Origin of the sequence: Rhizobium vallis, assembly GCF_003985155.1 — a bacterium.
Taxonomy (GTDB): Bacteria; Pseudomonadota; Alphaproteobacteria; order Rhizobiales; family Rhizobiaceae; genus Rhizobium; species Rhizobium vallis.
Window position 1 is genome coordinate 133765 of the sequence record NZ_ML133697.1, and the last position, 17827, is coordinate 151591.

Here is a 17827-nt window from a genome sequence, read left to right on the forward strand (position 1 = left end):
GTCAGCCCTTTTTCGATTTTGCGGGGGCTTTCGCCTTGGTTGCCTTCGGCTTGGCCACCGTCTTGGTGGTTTTGGCTTCCGCCGCCTTCGGCTTGGCCTTTGCCTTGGCCGTCTTGCCGGCAGGCGCCTTGCCCGCCTTCTCGGCGATCAGCGCCAAGGCTTCCTCGACGGTGATCGCCTGCGGATCCTTACCCTTTGGCAGCGTCGCGTTGACCTTGCCCCAGTTGACATAGGGGCCGTACTTGCCGTCGCGAACGGTGATGGCGCCGCCATCAGGATGATCGCCGAGTGTCTTCAGCGCTGCCGGTGTGCCACGCGCGCCCCGGCCCGGTGCCTTGTTCGCCTTTTCGGCGATAACAGTCACGGCGCGGTTGAGGCCGACCGAAAACACGTCCTCGACGGTCTCCAGATTGGCATAGGAGCCGTCATGCAGGAGGAAGGGCCCGTAGCGGCCGATGCCGGACGAAATCATCTTGCCCGTTTCGGGATGTTTGCCGATATCGCGCGGCAGCGAGATCAGCGCCATCGCCTTCTCGTAGTCGATGTCTTCGGGCTTCCAGCCTTTCGGCAGCGAAGCGCGCTTGGCCTCCTTGCCGTCGCCGCGCTGGATATAGGGGCCGAAGCGCCCGGAGCGCAGCGTCAGTTCCTCGCCGGTCGTCGGATCGGTGCCGAGGTTCTTCGGCTCGTTGAGCGCCACCCCTTCCGCCTCCCCGCCGTTTTCGGAGGAGAGCTGGCGGGTGTAATTACATTCGGGATAATTCGAGCAGCCGACGAAGGCGCCGTATTTGCCGAGCTTCAGCGACAGGTTGCCGGTGCCACAGACCTGGCAGATTCGGGGATCGCTCCCATCCTCCCGTTTCGGGAAGACGAGCGGCGCCAGCGCCTCGTTCAGCGAATCGAGCACGTTGGTAACACGCAGTTCCTTGGTGTCCTCGATCTGGGCGAAGAAATCCTTCCAGAAATCGCGCAGCACCTGCTTCCAGTTCAACTCGCCGGCGGAAATCCGGTCGAGCTTCTCTTCGAGGTCGGCGGTGAAGTCGTATTCGACATATTTGGTGAAGAAGCTTTCGAGGAAGGCCGTCACCAGCCGGCCCTTGGCCTGCGGGATCAGCTTACGCTTGTCGATCGTCACATAATCGCGGTCGCGCAGCGTCGCGAGCGTCGCGGCATAGGTGGAAGGGCGGCCGATGCCGAGCTCTTCCATCTTTTTGATCAGCGAGGCTTCCGAATAACGCGGCGGCGGCTCAGTGAAATGCTGGGTCGAATTGATCTTCTGCTTGGCAAGGTTCTCGCGCGCATTGATCTCCGGCAGGCGGCCGTCCTCGTCGCCGTCATCGCTCTGTTCGCCGTCCTCCTTCTGGTCGGTATAGGCGGCGATGAAGCCGTCGAAGCGGATGACCGAGCCGACGGCGCGCAGGCCGGCCTTCTCGCCCTTGTTGTCGGCGGTGATCTCGGCCGTGGTGCGCTCGATTTCGGCCGACGCCATCTGGCTGGCGATGCCGCGCTTCCAGATCAGGTCATAGAGGCGGATCTGGTCGGCATCGAGGAATTTACGCACACGGTCGGGCGAGCGATCGAAATCGGTCGGACGGATCGCCTCGTGCGCCTCCTGGGCGTTCTTGGCCTTGGTGGAATAGAAACGCGGCTTCTCCGGCATGTAGCGCTCGCCGAACTGGTCGACGATGGCGCGCCGCGCCGCGTCGATCGCCTCCGGCGCCATCTGCACGCCGTCGGTTCGCATATAGGTGATGAGACCGACCGTTTCGCCGCCGATATCGACGCCTTCATAAAGCTTCTGGGCAACCTGCATGGTGCGCGAGGCGGAGAAGCCGAGATTGGAGGAGGCGGCCTGCTGCAGCGTCGAGGTGGTGAAGGGCGGTCCCGGATTGCGCTTGACCGGTTTTGCTTCGACCGAGTCGACGATAAAGGTCGCGCCTTCGAGCAACGCCTTCAGGCGGCTCGCCTCCTCGCCGTTGCCGATTGCCCGCGGCGGCAGCCGTTTGCCGTGGGCCGAAACCAGCTTCGCTTCGAACTCCTCGCCGCGCGGGGTTTTCAGCAGCGCGGAGATATTCCAATATTCTTCCGTGATGAAGCGCTCAATCTCGGATTCGCGGTCGCAGACTAGGCGAAGCGCCACCGACTGAACGCGGCCGGCCGAGCGCGCGCCGGGCAGCTTGCGCCACAGGACCGGCGAAAGATTGAAGCCGACGAGATAATCGAGCGCGCGGCGGGCAAGATAGGCGTCGACCAGCGGCACGTCGATGTCGCGCGGGTCGGCCATCGCGTCGAGCACCGCCTTCTTGGTGATCGCGTTGAAGACGACGCGCTTGACCGACTTGCCGTTCAACACGCGCTTCTTGTTCAGCATGTCGAGGACGTGCCAGGAAATCGCTTCGCCTTCGCGATCCGGGTCGGTCGCGAGAAAGAGGTTGTCGGAGGATTTCACCGCGTCGGCGATGTCCTTCATCCGCTTGGCGGAGGCGCCGTCGACCTCCCAAAGCATTTCGAAATCCTGATCGGGGAGGACTGAGCCATCCTTGGCAGGCAGATCGCGCACATGGCCGAAGGAGGCGAGCACCTTGTATCCCGAACCCAGATACTTGTTGATCGTCTTGGCCTTGGCAGGCGATTCCACCACTACAACATTCATGATGATTCTCTAAAAAAACAGCTACGCCGGCGTTGAAGCCAGCGCAACACACACCGCAACTTGGATACCGGCCCTCCGACATGGACAGGGAAATCGCCGCGGTCAAGGGGTTTGCTACAATTTTACCTCTTGCGTACGGTGCAATCGAAGGGAGATTGTGGACGAAATGCTATTCCAGGTAGTAGAGCCACCGGATTCGACACGCGGCTCCTGCAGTTTGCCAAGCCACTCCCGATATCGCGCAAGTTTCAGTCGGAAAGCGAAACGAAGCCGCCCTGATGTCGATGCAGCCTGCCCGATATGTCGAGTTCCAGAAGAACGAGATAGACGGCTGATGCCGAAAGACCGGTATGGCGGATGACGTCATCAACCTCGACCGGTGTCGGGCCGAGCGCCTCGATGATACGGTGCCGGTCGGAATCGCCGGGCGGCATCGTCATCACCTTGCCGTCACGTGCCGGTTCTTCCGCCAGCGATGGCGGGAAGAGGTCGAATTGCGCAAGCGGCGCCAAGGCCTCGACGACATCGGCAGGTGCGGTGACGATCGAGGCTCCGTCTTTCAGCAAACCGTTGGTGCCGTGGCAGCGCGGATCGAGCGGTGAGCCGGGCACGGCAAACACAAGCCGGCCGAACTCCCCTGCAAGTCGTGCGGTGATCAGCGATCCCGAGCGCTCTGCCGCTTCGACGACCACGAGGCCGAGCGCAATGCCGGCAATCAGCCGGTTGCGGCGCGGGAAGTCGCGGGCGCGGGGCTCCCAACCGAAGGGCATCTCGCTCACCGCCAAGCCGTTGCTGCCGGTGATCTCCTCGAGCAAGCCGATATTCTCCGGCGGGTAGGGCTGGTCGAGGCCACCGGCGAGGGCTGCGATCGTGCCGGTATCCAGGCTTGCCCGGTGCGCTGATGTGTCGATGCCGCGTGCGAGGCCGGAAACCACGTTGTATCCCGCCCGGCCGCAGTCGCGGGCCACCATTGCCGCGAATTTGGCGCCGACGACCGAGGCATTGCGGGAGCCGACGATGCCGACGGCCGGCTGTCTGGCGGCCGAAAGGGCGCCCTTGACGGCAAGGAGCGGCGGCGCGCCATCGATCTGCTTAAGTGCTTGCGGGTAGTCCGGCTCGCCAATGCCGACGAAGCGGGCGCCGAAACGATGCGCCGCTTCCAATTCCCGATGAGCCTCCCCCTCGCTGGCGACGCGGATTGCCCGCGTGGCGCCGCCGCGCGCCGAAAGCTCCGGCAGCGCCGCGAGTGCAGCTTCAGCCGAACCGAAATGATTGATGAGGTCCCGAAAGGTCGCTGGGCCGATATTGTCGGAGCGGATGAGGCGAAGCCAGGCAATTCTCTGCCGCTCGGTCAGCACAACGCCTTTTGGTGCCGCGCTCAGCGCATCCATTATCCCTTCGCCCCGATCTTGCTTTCCGTCCCGCCCATCAGGCGCGAAATATTCGCCTTGTGTTTCCAGTAGGAAATCAGGGTCATGATCGCCATGACAGCCGCTACCTTTTCGTTGCCGAGGATCCACAGGGCGATGGGGATGACGAGCATGGCGACCAGCGCCGACAGCGAGGAGTAGCGGGTGGTGAAGGCGACCGCCAGCCAGACGACGGCAAAGAGCAGGACCATGATCGGCGCGACGCCGAGCAGGGTGCCGATATAGGTGGCGACGCCCTTGCCGCCTTTGAAGCCGATCCAGACCGGGAAGAGGTGGCCGATGAAGGCGAAAAAGCCGGCGATGATCGCGGCCTCCTCACCGAGGAAATAGCCCACGACCCAGGCCGCGGCCGATGCCTTCAGCGCATCGAGCAGCAGCGTCGCAGCCGCGAGTTTCTTGTTTCCGGTTCTCAGCACATTGGTCGCGCCGATATTGCCGGAGCCGATGCTGCGCACATCGCCAAGGCCGGCGGCGCGCGTGAGGATCAGGCCAAAAGGAATGGAACCGAAGAGATAGCCGATGACGGCGGCGGCAAGCGCGATCGGCAGCGTGATCTGCCATGACATGAGATTGGATAGCATATGTCCCCTCAGCCCTCCGTGGCTTATCAGTCCAGCCTTTCCTAGAGTGCGTGGACAAGCTTTCCCGACACGTATGTCGCGACTGCCCGCCCGCTGAAGCGCGCATCTTCGAACGGCGTGTTCTTCGATCGCGAGAGAAGCATGTCTTTGGCGACAAGCCAAGGCTCATCGAGATCGATCAGTGCGATATCGGCCGCAGCGCCAGGCTTAAGCGTGCCGGCAGCGAGGCCGAAGATTTGTGCGGGTCTGGTCGACATGGCATCAACGAGGCGCATCAGGCTCACCTGGCCGCCATGATGAAGCCTGAGGGCCGCCGCCAGCATTGTTTCGAGGCCGATCGCCCCATCCTCCGCCTCGCCGAAGGGCAGGCGCTTCGTGTCGACGTCCTGCGGGTCGTGCGAGGAGACGATGATATCGATTGCGCCGCTGGCGAGCGCCTCTGCCATCGCCACCCGGTCGTCTTCCGGGCGCAGCGGCGGATAGAGCTTGAAGAAGGTGCGGTATTCGCCGATGTCGTTTTCGTTGAGCGCCAGATTGTTGATCGAGACGCCGCAGGTGACCTTGGCCCCACGGCTGCGGGCGCGCTCGATCGCTTCCACCGATTCCGGCACCGAGATCATCGCGGCATGATAACGGCCGCGCGTCAGCTCTGCGATCCTGAGATCACGTTCGAGCGGAATGAGCTCGGCTTCCTTTGGAATGCCGGAAAGCCCAAGCCAGCTGGCAAAAAGCCCCTCATGCATGACGCCGTTGGCGCCGAGATATTTGTCGCGCGTTTCGCAGGAGATGACAGCGCCGAATTCGCGCGCATAGGTCATGATCCGGCGTAGCACCTGCGTATTGTGGACGCTGGAATGGGCGTCGGTAAAGGCGACGGCTCCCGCCTGCATCAGGAGGCCGATTTCCGTCATCTCCTCGCCGGCAAGGCGCTTGGTAATAGCGGCTGCCGGATAGACGTTGACGGCGGCCGTATCCCGCGCCGTCTTCTTGACGAATTCCACGAGCGCGATGTCGTCGATGACGGGATCGGTGTCCGGCATCATGATGATCGAGGTGACGCCACCGGCGGCTGCCGCACGGCTTGCCGAAGCGATCGTCTCGCGGTGTTCGCCGCCGGGTTCGCCGATATGGACGCGCGCATCGACGAGGCCGGGCGTTGCGACAAGGCCAGTGCAATCGCGGATATCAGCGCCATCAGGCGCCCCCTGGTTCTGCGCATCGTGACCTGCGGCAAGGATCACGCCACCTTTGGCGATGATCGTCCCGATCTCGTCGAGGTTGCGCGACGGGTCGACGATGCGGACATTCTTGAGGACGATCGGTTTGCTCATGCCATCATTCCATCGGTTCGGGGACCCTGGTTCTGCGAGACGAGTAGCGTCTCCATAACAGCCATGCGCACCGCAACGCCCATTTCCACCTGCTCGGCGATGACGCTCTGCGGGCCGTCTGCCACTTCCGAGGCGATCTCGACGCCGCGGTTCATCGGGCCGGGATGCATGACCAGCGCATCCTCCTTCGCCGACTTCAGCGTTTCGGCGTCGAGCCCGTAGAAGTGATAGTATTCGCGCACCGAAGGCACGAAAGCGCCGGACATGCGCTCGCGCTGCAGCCGCAGCATCATTACGACGTCCGCATCCTTCAGCCCTTCCTTCATCGAATGGAAGACCTCGACACCCATATCGGCGATGCCGGCGGGCAGGAGGGTGGCGGGCGCGACGACGCGGACGCGCGCGCCCATCGCATTGAGCAGCAGGATATTGGAGCGCGCCACGCGCGAGTGCAGCACGTCTCCGCAGATCGCCACGATGATGCGTGACAGCTTGCCCTTCGCGCGGCGGATCGTCAGCGCGTCGAGCAGGGCCTGGGTCGGATGTTCGTGCTGACCGTCGCCGGCATTGACGACAGAGCAGGAGACCTTCTGGGCGAGAAGGGCGGCGGCCCCCGCGCTCGAATGGCGGATCACCAGCACATCAGGGCGCATCGCATTCAGCGTCATCGCCGTATCGATCAGCGTTTCGCCTTTTTTCACCGAGGAGTTGCCGACCGACATGTTCATGACGTCGGCGCCGAGCCGCTTGCCGGCAAGCTCGAAGGAGGCCTGCGTGCGGGTCGATGCCTCAAAGAAGAGATTGATCTGCGTCAGCCCGCGCAGCGTCGACGTCTTCTTCTCTCGCTGGCGGCTGATCTTGACGGCCTCGTCGGCCTTGTCGAGAAGATAGGTGATATCCTGCTCGGTGAGGCCCTTGATGCCGATGAGGTGGCGGTGGGGGAAAAAGACCATGACCCTGCCTCTTGCTGTCTCTGGCGGGTCTATAAAGAGTGCGGCCCGCCGGGGCAAGCATGCGCTGTGGGCAAAGGCTTATGTCCCCATGCATTTTCGCCGGAATTCCGCTAGAGCAGAATGAGCGAATCATAACTTCCGGTTTCCTTTTGCCGGGTTCTTGCACTAGAAGCGAACAATGACCTCCGCCAACCGGACTGACGACAAACTCGCAGAACTCAACCAGCCGAGCCTGTGGTCCGGCATCAATGCCTATCGATCCGATCCGCTGATCGTCGATCTGACGGCGGCGTTGCCGCGCGGCATCCGCGAGGACCTGGAAAACATGGGCCGCTACGTCACCTCGCCGGAAGCGCAGGAACTGGCGCGCATGGCGAACCAGGGCACGCCGCAGCTGCGCACCCACGGCCCGCGCGGGGAGCGCCTCGACGTTGTCGAATTCCATCCCGCCTGGCACGCGCTGATGCGCCGTTCCATGTCGGTTGGCCTGCATTCCTCCGTCTGGGACCCGCAGGCCGATACCGAAGCCAAGGATGAGGCTCACAAGGTCCGCGCCGCGCGCTTCTATCTGATGGCGCAGCTGGAATCCGGTCATCTCTGCCCGCTGACCATGACGAGCGCATCCGTTGCAGCACTGTCGGCTTCGCCTGCGGTACAGAAGGACTGGGCCCCGAAGATCCTGTCGCGCAAATATGATTCGTCGAATAAGCCTGCGATGCAGAAATCCGCCGTGACCATCGGCATGGGCATGACGGAAAAGCAGGGCGGCACTGATGTGCGCGCCAACCGGAGTGCGGCCGAAAAGGTCAGCGAAGGCATATACCGGCTGTCGGGCCACAAATGGTTCATGTCCGCTCCGATGAGCGACGCCTTCATCATGCTGGCGCAGACGAAGGAGGGCATGGGCTGCTTCCTGGTGCCGCGCCTTCTGGAGGATGGTTCCGCCAACGGCCTGCAGTTCCAGCGGCTGAAGGACAAGGTCGGAAACCGCTCCAACGCCTCTTCCGAGGTGGAATTCTCAGACACGTTCGGCTTCCTGCTCGGAGGCCCGGATGCCGGCATCCGCACCATTCTCGATATGGTGACGCTGACGCGGCTCGACTGTGCGCTGGCCTCGTCTGGCATCATGCGTGCTTCGCTCGCCGAGGCCGTGCATCACACGCGCGGGCGCAGCGTCTTCGGCAAGATGCTCGTCAACCAGCCGATCATGACGCGCGTGCTTGCCGACATGGCGCTCGATGTCGCCGCCGCGACGGCGCTCTCCTTCCGTCTTGCCGACGCTTTCGACAAGGCCCGCGGCAATGCCGAGCAGGCGGCCTATGCCCGTGTCATGACGCCGGTCGCCAAATACTGGTGCTGCAAGATCGCACCCGCGTTGATCTACGAGGCGATGGAATGCATCGGCGGCAATGGCTACATCGAGGAGCGCCCGATCGCCCGCCATTACCGCGAGGCGCCGGTCAATGCCATCTGGGAAGGTTCCGGCAACGTCATGGCGCTGGATGTGCTGCGCGTGCTCAATCGCGGCAAGGACCTGTTCGAAACGGTATTTGCCGGCCTAGCCCGTGATCTCGGCCCCGCAGGCAAGAAGACGATCGACGTGCTGCGCGCCGCAATCGCGCTCTGCGAACAGGACGAAGGGGCAGCGCGTCTGCTCGTCGAGCAACTGGCGCTTGCGGCCGGCGCCGCCGAACTCTATCGGCTCGGGGCAGGGCGCATTGCCGATGCCTTCATCGAGACGCGCCTTGCCGGCGGCTGGCGCTCCACCTACGGCATGCTCGATTCCCGCTTCGACGCCAGCTATATCGTCGATCTGCTCTACCCGCCGGCCGCTTGACCGGAAGCGGGCGATGATGGCTCTTCACGCGCCCTTTTGAACCAGGCGATATCGAAGCGCTCCATGCCAGTTGGCGTGCGATCGGCGAAGCATTCTGCCTCCGCTAATTAGAACCGTTGACAATGGTCATCGTCCGATCGGATCGGCGGGGACGCTTGTCGCCAGAAACAAAAATCCGGCCGTGTCGCCACGGCCGGACTTTATCATTTACGTCCAAAAATCAGCGTTCAGAAGAAGCCACGGCGTTGCCACCAGCCGGCTTTCTTCGGCTTGCCGTCTTCGCTTTCGGCATTTTCGCTGCGGGTGGATTTCACCGTCGGCTCGGAGGAGGAGATGTTGGATTCGCGGTTGGCGCGAACCGGCTTTGCCTCTTCCTGGGCTGATGTCTCGAGATCGGCGGAGGCCTCGACCACCTCCGGCTCGGCTTCGACGACAGGCGCTTCTTCCGCTACCGGTTCTTCGATCGGCGCTGCGGCGGGTTTGCGGCGGCCGCGGCCACGGGCAGGCTTCACATCCTCGGTGACGACGGCAGCACCTTCGACAGCCGCCGCTGCGGCCTGGCCTTCGCCAGCCGGTTCGGCGATCGTCTCGACAAGTTCGGCTTCAGCAGGAGCGACGTCATCCGAAGCATCGTCGCCTTCGTCTTCGTCGCCGCCATTGCCTTCGCCAGCTTCATCATCAGCCGTCAGTTCGGAGCCGTCCTCGGCGCGATTGCGGCGGCCGCCGCGCTTGCCGCGACGGCGGCGCTTGCGGCGCTGCGATTCCTCGCTTTCGGCACGGGCTTCGGGCGTGGCGGCAGCGTTTTCATCGCCTTCGCCACCCTCGTCCTCGCCGTCCTCTTCTTCGTCGCCGGCTTCGCCCGCGGCTGATGCCGGCTGCTCAGCATTGCCGTTGCGGCCGCGACGGCGCCTGCGGCGCTTGCGCTTGCGGTTGCCGTCAGCTTCGCCTTCAGAGCGCACTGTGGCAGCACGTTCGGCCGCTGCCGGCTTTTCTTCGAGCTCTTCGTCTTCGTCCTCATCTGCCTCGATGACGATATCGTCGTCATCGTCCTCAGGAATGGCTGCGAAGTTGAAGAGGCTTTCGATCTTGACCGGGTTTTCGACGGGTTCGCCGCGGTCGATTGCAAAGTGCTGCGCACCAACCGAACCATCCGCATCGATGATGATCGCCACGCCGAAGCGAGCTTCGTAATCGACGATCGTCTGGCGCTTGTGGTTGAGCAGGTAGAGCGCGATATCGGGCGTCGTGCGCACGGTGATGTTGTGCGTCGTGTTCTTGAGCAGATATTCCTCGATGCCGCGCAGCACGTGCAGGGCGACGGAGGACTGCGAACGGACGTGGCCGGTGCCGCCGCAATGCGAGCAGACCTGGGTGGTCGATTCGAGAACGGAAGCGCGGATGCGCTGGCGCGACATTTCGAGCAGGCCGAAATGCGAGATCCGGCCGACCTGGATGCGGGCGCGGTCGTTCTTCAGGCATTCCTTCAGCTTCTTCTCGACAGCGCGGTTGTTGCGCTTCTCTTCCATGTCGATGAAGTCGATGACGATCAGGCCGGCAAGGTCGCGCAGGCGAAGCTGGCGGGCGATTTCTTCCGCGGCTTCGAGATTCGTCTGAAGAGCGGTGTCCTCGATCGAATGTTCGCGCGTCGAGCGGCCGGAGTTGACGTCGATCGAAACCAGCGCTTCCGTCTGGTTCATGATCAGATAACCGCCGGAACGCAGCGTCACTTGCGGCTGCAGCATACGGTCGAGCTGGGCTTCGATGCCGGAACGCGAGAAGATCGGGTGGATGTCGCGATAGGGCTGAACCACCTTCGCGTGGCTCGGCATCAGCATCTTCATGAAGTCTTTCGCTTCACGATAGCCTTCCTCACCGGCAACGATGATCTCGCCGATATCCTTGTTGTAGAGGTCGCGGATCGAGCGCTTGATCAGCGAGCCTTCTTCATAAACAAGGCAGGGAGCGGTGGAGGCAAGCGTCAGCGTGCGCACGTTCTCCCACAGACGCATCAGATATTCGAAGTCGCGCTTCACTTCGACCTTGGTGCGGTTGGCACCGGCCGTGCGAAGGATGACGCCCATGCCCTGCGGCACTTCGAGCATGCGGGCGATTTCCTTCAGGCGCTTGCGGTCCTGCGGATTGGTGATCTTGCGGGAAATGCCGCCGCCACGCGCTGTGTTCGGCATCAGCACCGAGTAGCGGCCTGCGAGCGAGAGATAGGTGGTAAGCGCTGCGCCCTTGTTGCCGCGCTCCTCCTTGGCGACCTGCACGAGCAGGATCTGGCGGCGCTTGATGACTTCCTGGATGCGGTACTGCTTGCGCGGCTTGCGCTGCACACGGTCCGGCACCTCTTCCATCGCGTCTTCGGCGCCGACGGATTCGATGACTTCCTCTTCGCCGTGATCGTCATCATCGTCGTCATCGTCGTGGCGACGCTTGTTGGTGTCGACGTCCTCGGAGATCGTGTCGGTTTCAACCATTGCAGCCATCGTGCCGCCGGTCGAACCGTCATCCTCGTTATCTACACTCGAAGCGCCTGCGGCTTCGACATCTGTCGGAACGGCATCTTCGGTCGGAGTCGTTTCGGCGACCTTCTTGCGGCTGCGGCGCGGCCTTGCCTTCTTCGCCGGCGCTTCCTCGGCGACCTCGGGCGATGCCGGGGCTTCCGCCGTCGCAGCAACCTCTTCCGTCGCGGCCTCGGCCGCTACGGCAGCCGGTTCCGGCGCCTCGGCCGGAACGATGCCGACATCCGGCTGGTCCTGGGTCGAAAGGTCGACCATCGGCGCGGTTTCGACGTGTTCGACGTCCTCGTCGCGACGATGCTCCTCTGCCTCGGCCCGAAGCAGCGCCTGACGGTCGGCGAGCGGTATCTGGTAATAGTCGGGATGGATTTCGGCGAAGGCCAGGAAACCGTGACGGTTGCCCCCGTAATCGACGAAGGCGGCCTGCAGCGAGGGTTCGACCCTCGTAACCTTTGCGAGATAGATGTTGCCGCGGATCTGCTTCTTGTGCTGAGACTCGAAGTCAAATTCTTCTATGCGGTTCCCGCGAACGACAACGACGCGCGTCTCTTCCTCGTGAGACGCATCGATAAGCATTTTGTCTGCCATGTAAGCTGTGCTCCTCGGCGTGGCCGCGAGAGCGCATTCCCGACTGCTGTTGAAACAGAAAGAATGCGGTCCACCGTGGCCGCGCCGGATAATGAAAGTCGCGCCTGGCGCGAAGAGGAGAGCAGCAGCCAGACCGCAGCCGGAACCGTTTCGGTCCGGGGCCTGTACACTTCAGATAAAACCTGCTGCGAAACCATCAACAACCAAGCGTGATCGACAAATACGAAGACCCGTTTTGGGTCCGATGAGTTTGCTCCCTGAGAGCGTGGTGGCTGATCCACCAATGAAGTTCCGACAAAAGCCGGAAAATCAGGATCCAGTTCTCGGGTGGAAACGCATGAGACGGCGGACGATGACCGATGTGGCGCCAGGTCCTGATCTGGCTGGCAGCCTTGCGGCGACTCTATCCCGTCAGCACTTCTACCCTAAAATTCGTTGTATGTTTTCTCTGTCACAATAGCAAGGGAAAAGCCAAATGTGCCATAATATTGATGGATTTCGAAACGCATAGAAGCTGGGGATCAAGTGACTGCGATTCGGCAGGTGGCAAAGGTGTTTCGCTCCAGGGCGTCTGCTCCGGCCACGGCCAGTCCATCGCGATATAAATAGGATGTGGCGGTTTATTGTTTAAGAGGGCTCGGATCGCGGCGAAATCCGCAACGCGGCGATCGACAGTCGCAAGGCGGATTGTGGCGGCGGCGCTTGTCACCGCCTGCCTCCTGCCCGAGGTCGCGGGTTCCGCCGAGACCCGGGATCCGCTGCTTGCCTATGGCGCGCGCATTATCGGCGATGACGCCAGAACCCGCATCGTCATCGATTTCGACCGCGAACCGCGCTTCTCCGTCCACTATATCGCCAATCCGGAACGCATCGTCGTCGATCTGCCGGCGACCGCCTTCGGGTTTCCGGCGAAGGATCTGGCCGCCCGCGGCCTCTTCAAGGACATCCGCTACGGCAAGATGGACGAGGGGAGCGCCCGCATCGTTCTGACGGCGGCAAGGCCGGTGAAGCTCTCGCTCGCCAAGGTGCAGGCCGACGAGGCCGGCAAGGGTCATCGTCTCGTGCTCGATGCCGAGATGATCGACAAGCAGGCCTTTGCCGACCTGGTCAAGACACAATCCTGGAAAGATCAGGCCGAGGCGGTTCAGACGACGAGCGCCATTCCGGCACCGGAAAAGACCGCCCCCGGCGATTTCGTCATCGCCGTCGACGCCGGCCACGGCGGCATCGATACCGGGGCGATCGGTGTCGATACCAAGACCGAAGAAAAACAGGTGACGCTCGCGTTCGCCAAGGCTTTGACCGACCGGCTGAACAAGGAGCCTGGCATCAAGGCCTTCCTGACGCGCGAGGACGACGAGTTCCTGTCGCTTTCGCAGCGCGTGCTGATCGCCCGTCAGAACCATGCCGGCCTCTTCATTTCTCTGCATGCCGACACGCTGAAACAGAAGGATATCCGCGGGGCCACTGTCTATACGATCTCTGATAAGGCATCCGACAAACTCGCCGCCGACCTCGCCGAACGTGAAAATCTCTCCGACCAGATCGCCGGCAAGGAGACGGTCGCCGAGCCGCCCGAGGTGGCCGACATTCTGCTCGATCTGACGCGGCGCGAGACGCAGGCCTTCTCGATCTCGCTCGCCGAGAGCGTACTGAATTCCTTCAGGGATCAGGTCGGCACCATCAACAATCCGCACCGCCATGCCGGCTTCCGCGTGCTCCAGGCCCCCGACGTGCCGTCGATCCTTCTCGAACTCGGCTTCCTGTCGAATGCCGAGGACGAGAAACGGCTTCTCGACGAGACCTGGCGGGGCAAGATCGCCGATCTCCTCACCGAGGCGGTGAAGCGATACCGCACCGCCGTCATGGCGAATGGCGGCTGATCCGCCGCTCGGAATACGGAGCGGCTTTGAGACGGCAGTTTATCTGAAAAACAAACACTTAGGCGCGCTGCATGAATCAAGTCCTGAACAAGCGCTTCATACTGGCGGCGGGAAGGGGCGTTGCTTGTATGTGACACTGCTGATGAAACGCTGATGGATCGGTGAATGCGGCGGGAAGAGCCCTATTTTCCTCACATTCGCGCCGTTACTCCGGCTTATGTTTCGTAAGCCTTGAACGCGGAAACGGCTTGTGGCGGTAGCGCTCATGGAGTAAGCCGCGCGCAACGTGTAAATTGCCTTGATCTGTGCAATCGTTGCGTCCGCGCCGATTGAAGATCGAAGAGACCGGTAGCTGAAAATATGGTTAGACTTCTTGGATATTTCTTCGGAATGGCCTGCGTCCTGTTTCTGGTCGCGGCGGCGGGTATTGCCATCTATCTCGCCAATGTCGCGAAGGATCTCCCGGACTATGCCGTTCTGAACAGCTATGCGCCGCCGGTGACGACCCGCGTCCATGCCGGCAACGGCGCTCTGATGGCCGAATATGCCAAGGAAAAGCGCCTCTTCCTGCCGATCCAGGCCATTCCCGACCGCGTGAAGGCAGCTTTTCTCTCGGCCGAAGACAAGAATTTCTACAATCATCCGGGCGTTGATCTCACCGGCCTTGGCCGCGCAATCCTCGTTAACCTGCAGAATTTCGGCTCCGGCCGCCGCCCGGTTGGGGCCTCCACAATCACCCAGCAGGTGGCCAAGAACTTCCTTTTGAGTTCGGATCAGACGATCGACCGCAAGATCAAGGAAGCGATTCTCTCCTTCCGCATCGAGCAGGCCTACAGCAAGGACAAGATCCTCGAACTCTATCTGAACGAGATCTTCTTCGGCCTGAATTCCTATGGCATCGCCGGCGCAGCACTCACCTATTTCAACAAATCGGTCACCGAGCTGACCGTCGCCGAGGCTGCCTATCTGGCGTCGCTGCCGAAGGGGCCGGCCAATTATCATCCTTTCCGTCACCCCGAAGCCGCGCTCGAGCGCCGCAACTGGGTGATCGACCGCATGGTCGAGAACGGCTATGTCAGCCAGAGCGACGGCGATGAAGCCAAGAAGCAGCCGCTCGGCGTCACCGCCCGCACGACCGGCCCCTCGCTCTTCGCTTCGGATTATTTCGCCGAAGCCGTGCGCCGCCAGCTGATCGACCAGTATGGCGAGAAGGTTCTCTACGAGGGCGGCCTTTCGGTGCGCACCTCGCTCGATCCGCAGCTGCAGCTTGCTGCCCGCAAGGCGCTGCAGGATGGTCTCGTCACCTATGACGAGCGCCGCGGTTTCCACGGCCCGATCAAGCAGATCGACGCAAGCGGCGATTGGGGCAAGGCGCTTGCAGATGTTCCGGCACTTTCGGATGTGCCGGAGTGGCGGCTCGCCGTCGTGCTCGCCGTCTCCGACAGCAATGTCGACATCGGCCTGCAGCCGGCCAAGGATGGCAGCGGCAAGGTTGCGACTGAGCGCCAGCGCGGCACGATCGACGCCAAGAATATGCAATGGGCCTTCCGTTCGGCTGACAGCACCCGCAAGTCGACGAAGTCGCCGGTTGGCGCCGTCGCTCCTGGCGACGTCGTCTATGTCGAGAAGCTCGGCGACGACGCTTCCACCTCCTATCGTCTGCGTCAGCCGCCGAAGGTGCAGGGCGGCCTCGTTGCCATGGATCCCAAGACCGGCCGCGTGCTCGCCATGGTCGGCGGCTTCTCCTATTCCCAGTCCGAATTCAACCGCGCCACCCAGGCGATGCGCCAGCCGGGCTCCTCATTCAAGCCCTTTGTCTATGCCGCGGCGATGGACAATGGTTATACGCCGGCCTCCGTCATCATGGATGCCCCGATCGAGATCGTCTCGGGCGGCCAGGTCTGGAAGCCGGAAAACTACGGCGGCGAAGTCGGTGGCCCGTCGACGCTGCGCTCGGGCATCGAGCACTCACGCAACCTGATGACGGTGCGCCTCGCCAACGATCTCGGCATGAACATCGTTGCCGAATATGCCGAGCGCTTCGGCATTTACGATCACATGCTGCCGGTTCTCTCCATGTCGCTCGGCGCCGGCGATACGACGGTGCTGCGCATGGTTTCGGCCTATTCGGTCATTGCCAATGGCGGCAAGCAGATCAAGCCGACATTGATCGACCGCATCCAGGACCGCTATGGCAAGACGATCTTCAAGCACGAGGAGCGCCTCTGCGAGGGCTGCAATGCCGGCGACTGGCAGAACCAGGAAGAGCCTAATGTCGTCGATAACCGCGAAACCGTTCTCGACCCGATGACCGCCTACCAGATCACCTCGATGATGCAGGGCGTCATCCAGCGCGGCACTGCCGCCGGCAAGGTCGATCTCGGCGGCCGCGACGTCGCCGGCAAGACCGGCACCACCAATGATGAGAAGGATGCCTGGTTCGTCGGTTTCACGCCGGATCTGGTCGCCGGCCTCTATATGGGCTTCGATACGCCGGCCCCACTCGGCCGCGGCGGCACCGGCGGTGTTCTCTCCGCCCCGATCTTCAACGAATTCATGCAGGCTGCCGTCAAGGACATGCCGGAATCGAAGTTCGTCATTCCATCAGGCATGAATCTGATCCCGATCGACCGCAAGACCGGCATGGCCGCCGTCGATGGCGATCCGAACACGATCATCGAGGCCTTCAAGCCCGGCACCGGCCCAGCCGACAGCTTCTCCGTCATCGGCATGGACAGCACCATGGCGCCGGAAGAGATCCTGAAGACCTCGCCGCAGGCCAACCAGGCCGTCCAGACCGGCACGCCCGGCCTGTTCTGACCCCCATCGAATTTTTGAACGCCCGCCGCGGCTCTTTACTTCAGCGGCGGGCGTCTCTATTCACCAGCTTTGACGAAGACCGTTACAGAAAAGCAGGAAAATGCGAGCCGAAATCGAAAACGTGGTCGATGAAACCAAGCAGGCTATCACCCTGCTGAGGAGGCATCTTTGACTGGGACCAGGCGATAAGACGACTGGACTGGTTAAACAACAAGGCAGAGGACCCGAACCTCTGGAACGACGCCTCCGAAGCTCAGAAGCTGATGCGCGAGCGCCAGCAGCTCGATGACGGCATTACTGGCGTCAGGCAGCTCGAACAGCAACTGAACGACAATATCGAGTTGATCGAACTCGGCGAGGAAGAGGGCGACGATGGCGTCGTCAAAGAAGCCGAGGATACGCTGAAGGCCCTAAAGGCCGAGGCTGCGCGCCGCCAGGTGGAGGCGATGCTCTCCGGCGAGGCCGACGGCAACGACACCTATCTCGAAGTCCATTCCGGCGCCGGTGGCACCGAAAGCCAGGACTGGGCAAACATGTTGCTGCGCATGTACACCCGCTGGGCCGAGCGTCAGCGTTTCAAGGTCGAGCTTCTCGAAGTCCACGACGGCGAAGAGGCGGGCATCAAATCCGCCACTCTGCTCGTCAAGGGTCACAATGCCTATGGCTGGCTGAAGACGGAATCGGGCGTGCACCGGCTGGTGCGCATCTCGCCCTACGACAGCAACGCACGTCGCCACACCTCCTTTTCGTCGATCTGGGTCTATCCCGTTGTCGACGACTCGATCCAGATCGAGATCAACGAGAGCGACTGCCGTATCGATACCTACCGCTCGTCGGGCGCCGGCGGCCAGCACGTCAACACCACCGACTCGGCCGTACGCATCACGCATATCCCGACCGGCATCGTCGTGCAGTGCCAGCAGGAGCGTTCGCAGCACAAGAACCGTGCCAAGGCCTGGGACATGCTGCGCGCCCGCATGTACGAAGCGGAACTGAAGAAGCGTGAGGACGCTGCCAATGCCGAAGCCGCCTCGAAGACGGATATCGGCTGGGGCCACCAGATCCGCTCCTACGTGCTGCAGCCCTACCAGCTGGTCAAGGATCTGCGCACCGGCGTTGCCAGCACTGCGCCGGACGATGTGCTCGACGGCGAATTGAACGAGTTCATGGAAGCGGCACTTGCCCACCGAATCAGCGGCGCCGCCGATGCGGTGGTCGACGATGTCGACTGA

At 62.4% G+C, this 17827-nt stretch carries 11 protein-coding genes; 4 read left to right on the forward strand and 7 right to left on the reverse strand.

The window, feature by feature from the left end:
- Position 1: 1 nt before the first annotated feature.
- The 5 genes from topA to EFQ99_RS27735 form a co-directional block, all read right to left on the reverse strand.
- Positions 2–2650, reverse strand: a complete 2649-nt coding sequence (topA, locus tag EFQ99_RS27715; RefSeq protein ID WP_126924385.1) for a type I DNA topoisomerase — start codon at positions 2648–2650, stop codon at positions 2–4.
- Between the two features lie 248 nt (positions 2651–2898).
- The gene (gene dprA, locus EFQ99_RS27720; RefSeq protein ID WP_126924386.1) at positions 2899–4041 is read right to left on the reverse strand and encodes a DNA-processing protein DprA; all 1143 of its coding nucleotides are present in this window, start codon (positions 4039–4041) and stop codon (positions 2899–2901) included.
- Positions 4041–4661, reverse strand: coding sequence for a glycerol-3-phosphate 1-O-acyltransferase PlsY (plsY, locus tag EFQ99_RS27725; RefSeq protein WP_126924387.1), 621 nt, complete (start codon positions 4659–4661; stop codon positions 4041–4043). Before plsY ends, dprA begins: the two co-directional genes overlap by 1 nt.
- 41 nt (positions 4662–4702) lie before the next feature.
- The gene (locus EFQ99_RS27730; RefSeq protein ID WP_126924388.1) at positions 4703–5992 is read right to left on the reverse strand and encodes a dihydroorotase; all 1290 of its coding nucleotides are present in this window, start codon (positions 5990–5992) and stop codon (positions 4703–4705) included.
- Positions 5989–6945 (reverse strand): aspartate carbamoyltransferase catalytic subunit, encoded by a 957-nt coding sequence (locus tag EFQ99_RS27735; RefSeq protein ID WP_126924389.1) that lies wholly within the window; start codon positions 6943–6945, stop codon positions 5989–5991. The genes EFQ99_RS27730 and EFQ99_RS27735 overlap by 4 nt, the downstream gene beginning before the upstream one ends.
- Before the next feature lie 178 nt (positions 6946–7123).
- Between EFQ99_RS27735 and EFQ99_RS27740 the strand changes: the two genes are divergently transcribed.
- Complete coding sequence (locus EFQ99_RS27740) at positions 7124–8782, forward strand: acyl-CoA dehydrogenase family protein (RefSeq protein ID WP_126924390.1); 1659 nt, start codon at positions 7124–7126, stop codon at positions 8780–8782.
- Positions 8783–9009: 227 nt separating this feature from the next.
- Here EFQ99_RS27740 and EFQ99_RS27745 read toward each other — a convergent pair whose 3' ends face one another.
- Complete coding sequence (locus EFQ99_RS27745) at positions 9010–11892, reverse strand: Rne/Rng family ribonuclease (RefSeq protein WP_126924391.1); 2883 nt, start codon at positions 11890–11892, stop codon at positions 9010–9012.
- Positions 11893–12343: 451 nt separating this feature from the next.
- Positions 12344–12601 (reverse strand): hypothetical protein, encoded by a 258-nt coding sequence (locus EFQ99_RS35175; RefSeq protein WP_164736450.1) that lies wholly within the window; start codon positions 12599–12601, stop codon positions 12344–12346.
- Between EFQ99_RS35175 and EFQ99_RS27750 the strand changes: the two genes are divergently transcribed.
- The 3 genes from EFQ99_RS27750 (at position 12516) to prfB (ending at position 17827) form a co-directional block, all read left to right on the forward strand.
- A complete protein-coding gene (locus tag EFQ99_RS27750; RefSeq protein ID WP_126924392.1) occupies positions 12516–13775 on the forward strand; it encodes an N-acetylmuramoyl-L-alanine amidase in 1260 nt (419 codons plus the stop codon). The genes EFQ99_RS35175 and EFQ99_RS27750 overlap by 86 nt on opposite strands.
- Positions 13776–14135: 360 nt before the next feature.
- Entirely contained in the window at positions 14136–16595 is a 2460-nt protein-coding gene (locus EFQ99_RS27755; protein WP_126924393.1) for a penicillin-binding protein 1A, read from the forward strand.
- A 100-nt stretch (positions 16596–16695) separates the two neighbouring features.
- Positions 16696–17827 (forward strand): peptide chain release factor 2 gene (gene prfB, locus EFQ99_RS27760; protein WP_126924394.1). Its coding sequence is split into 2 segments (ribosomal slippage): positions 16696–16764 and positions 16766–17827, totalling 1131 coding nucleotides; the frame shifts between segments, so codons are not numbered across the junction.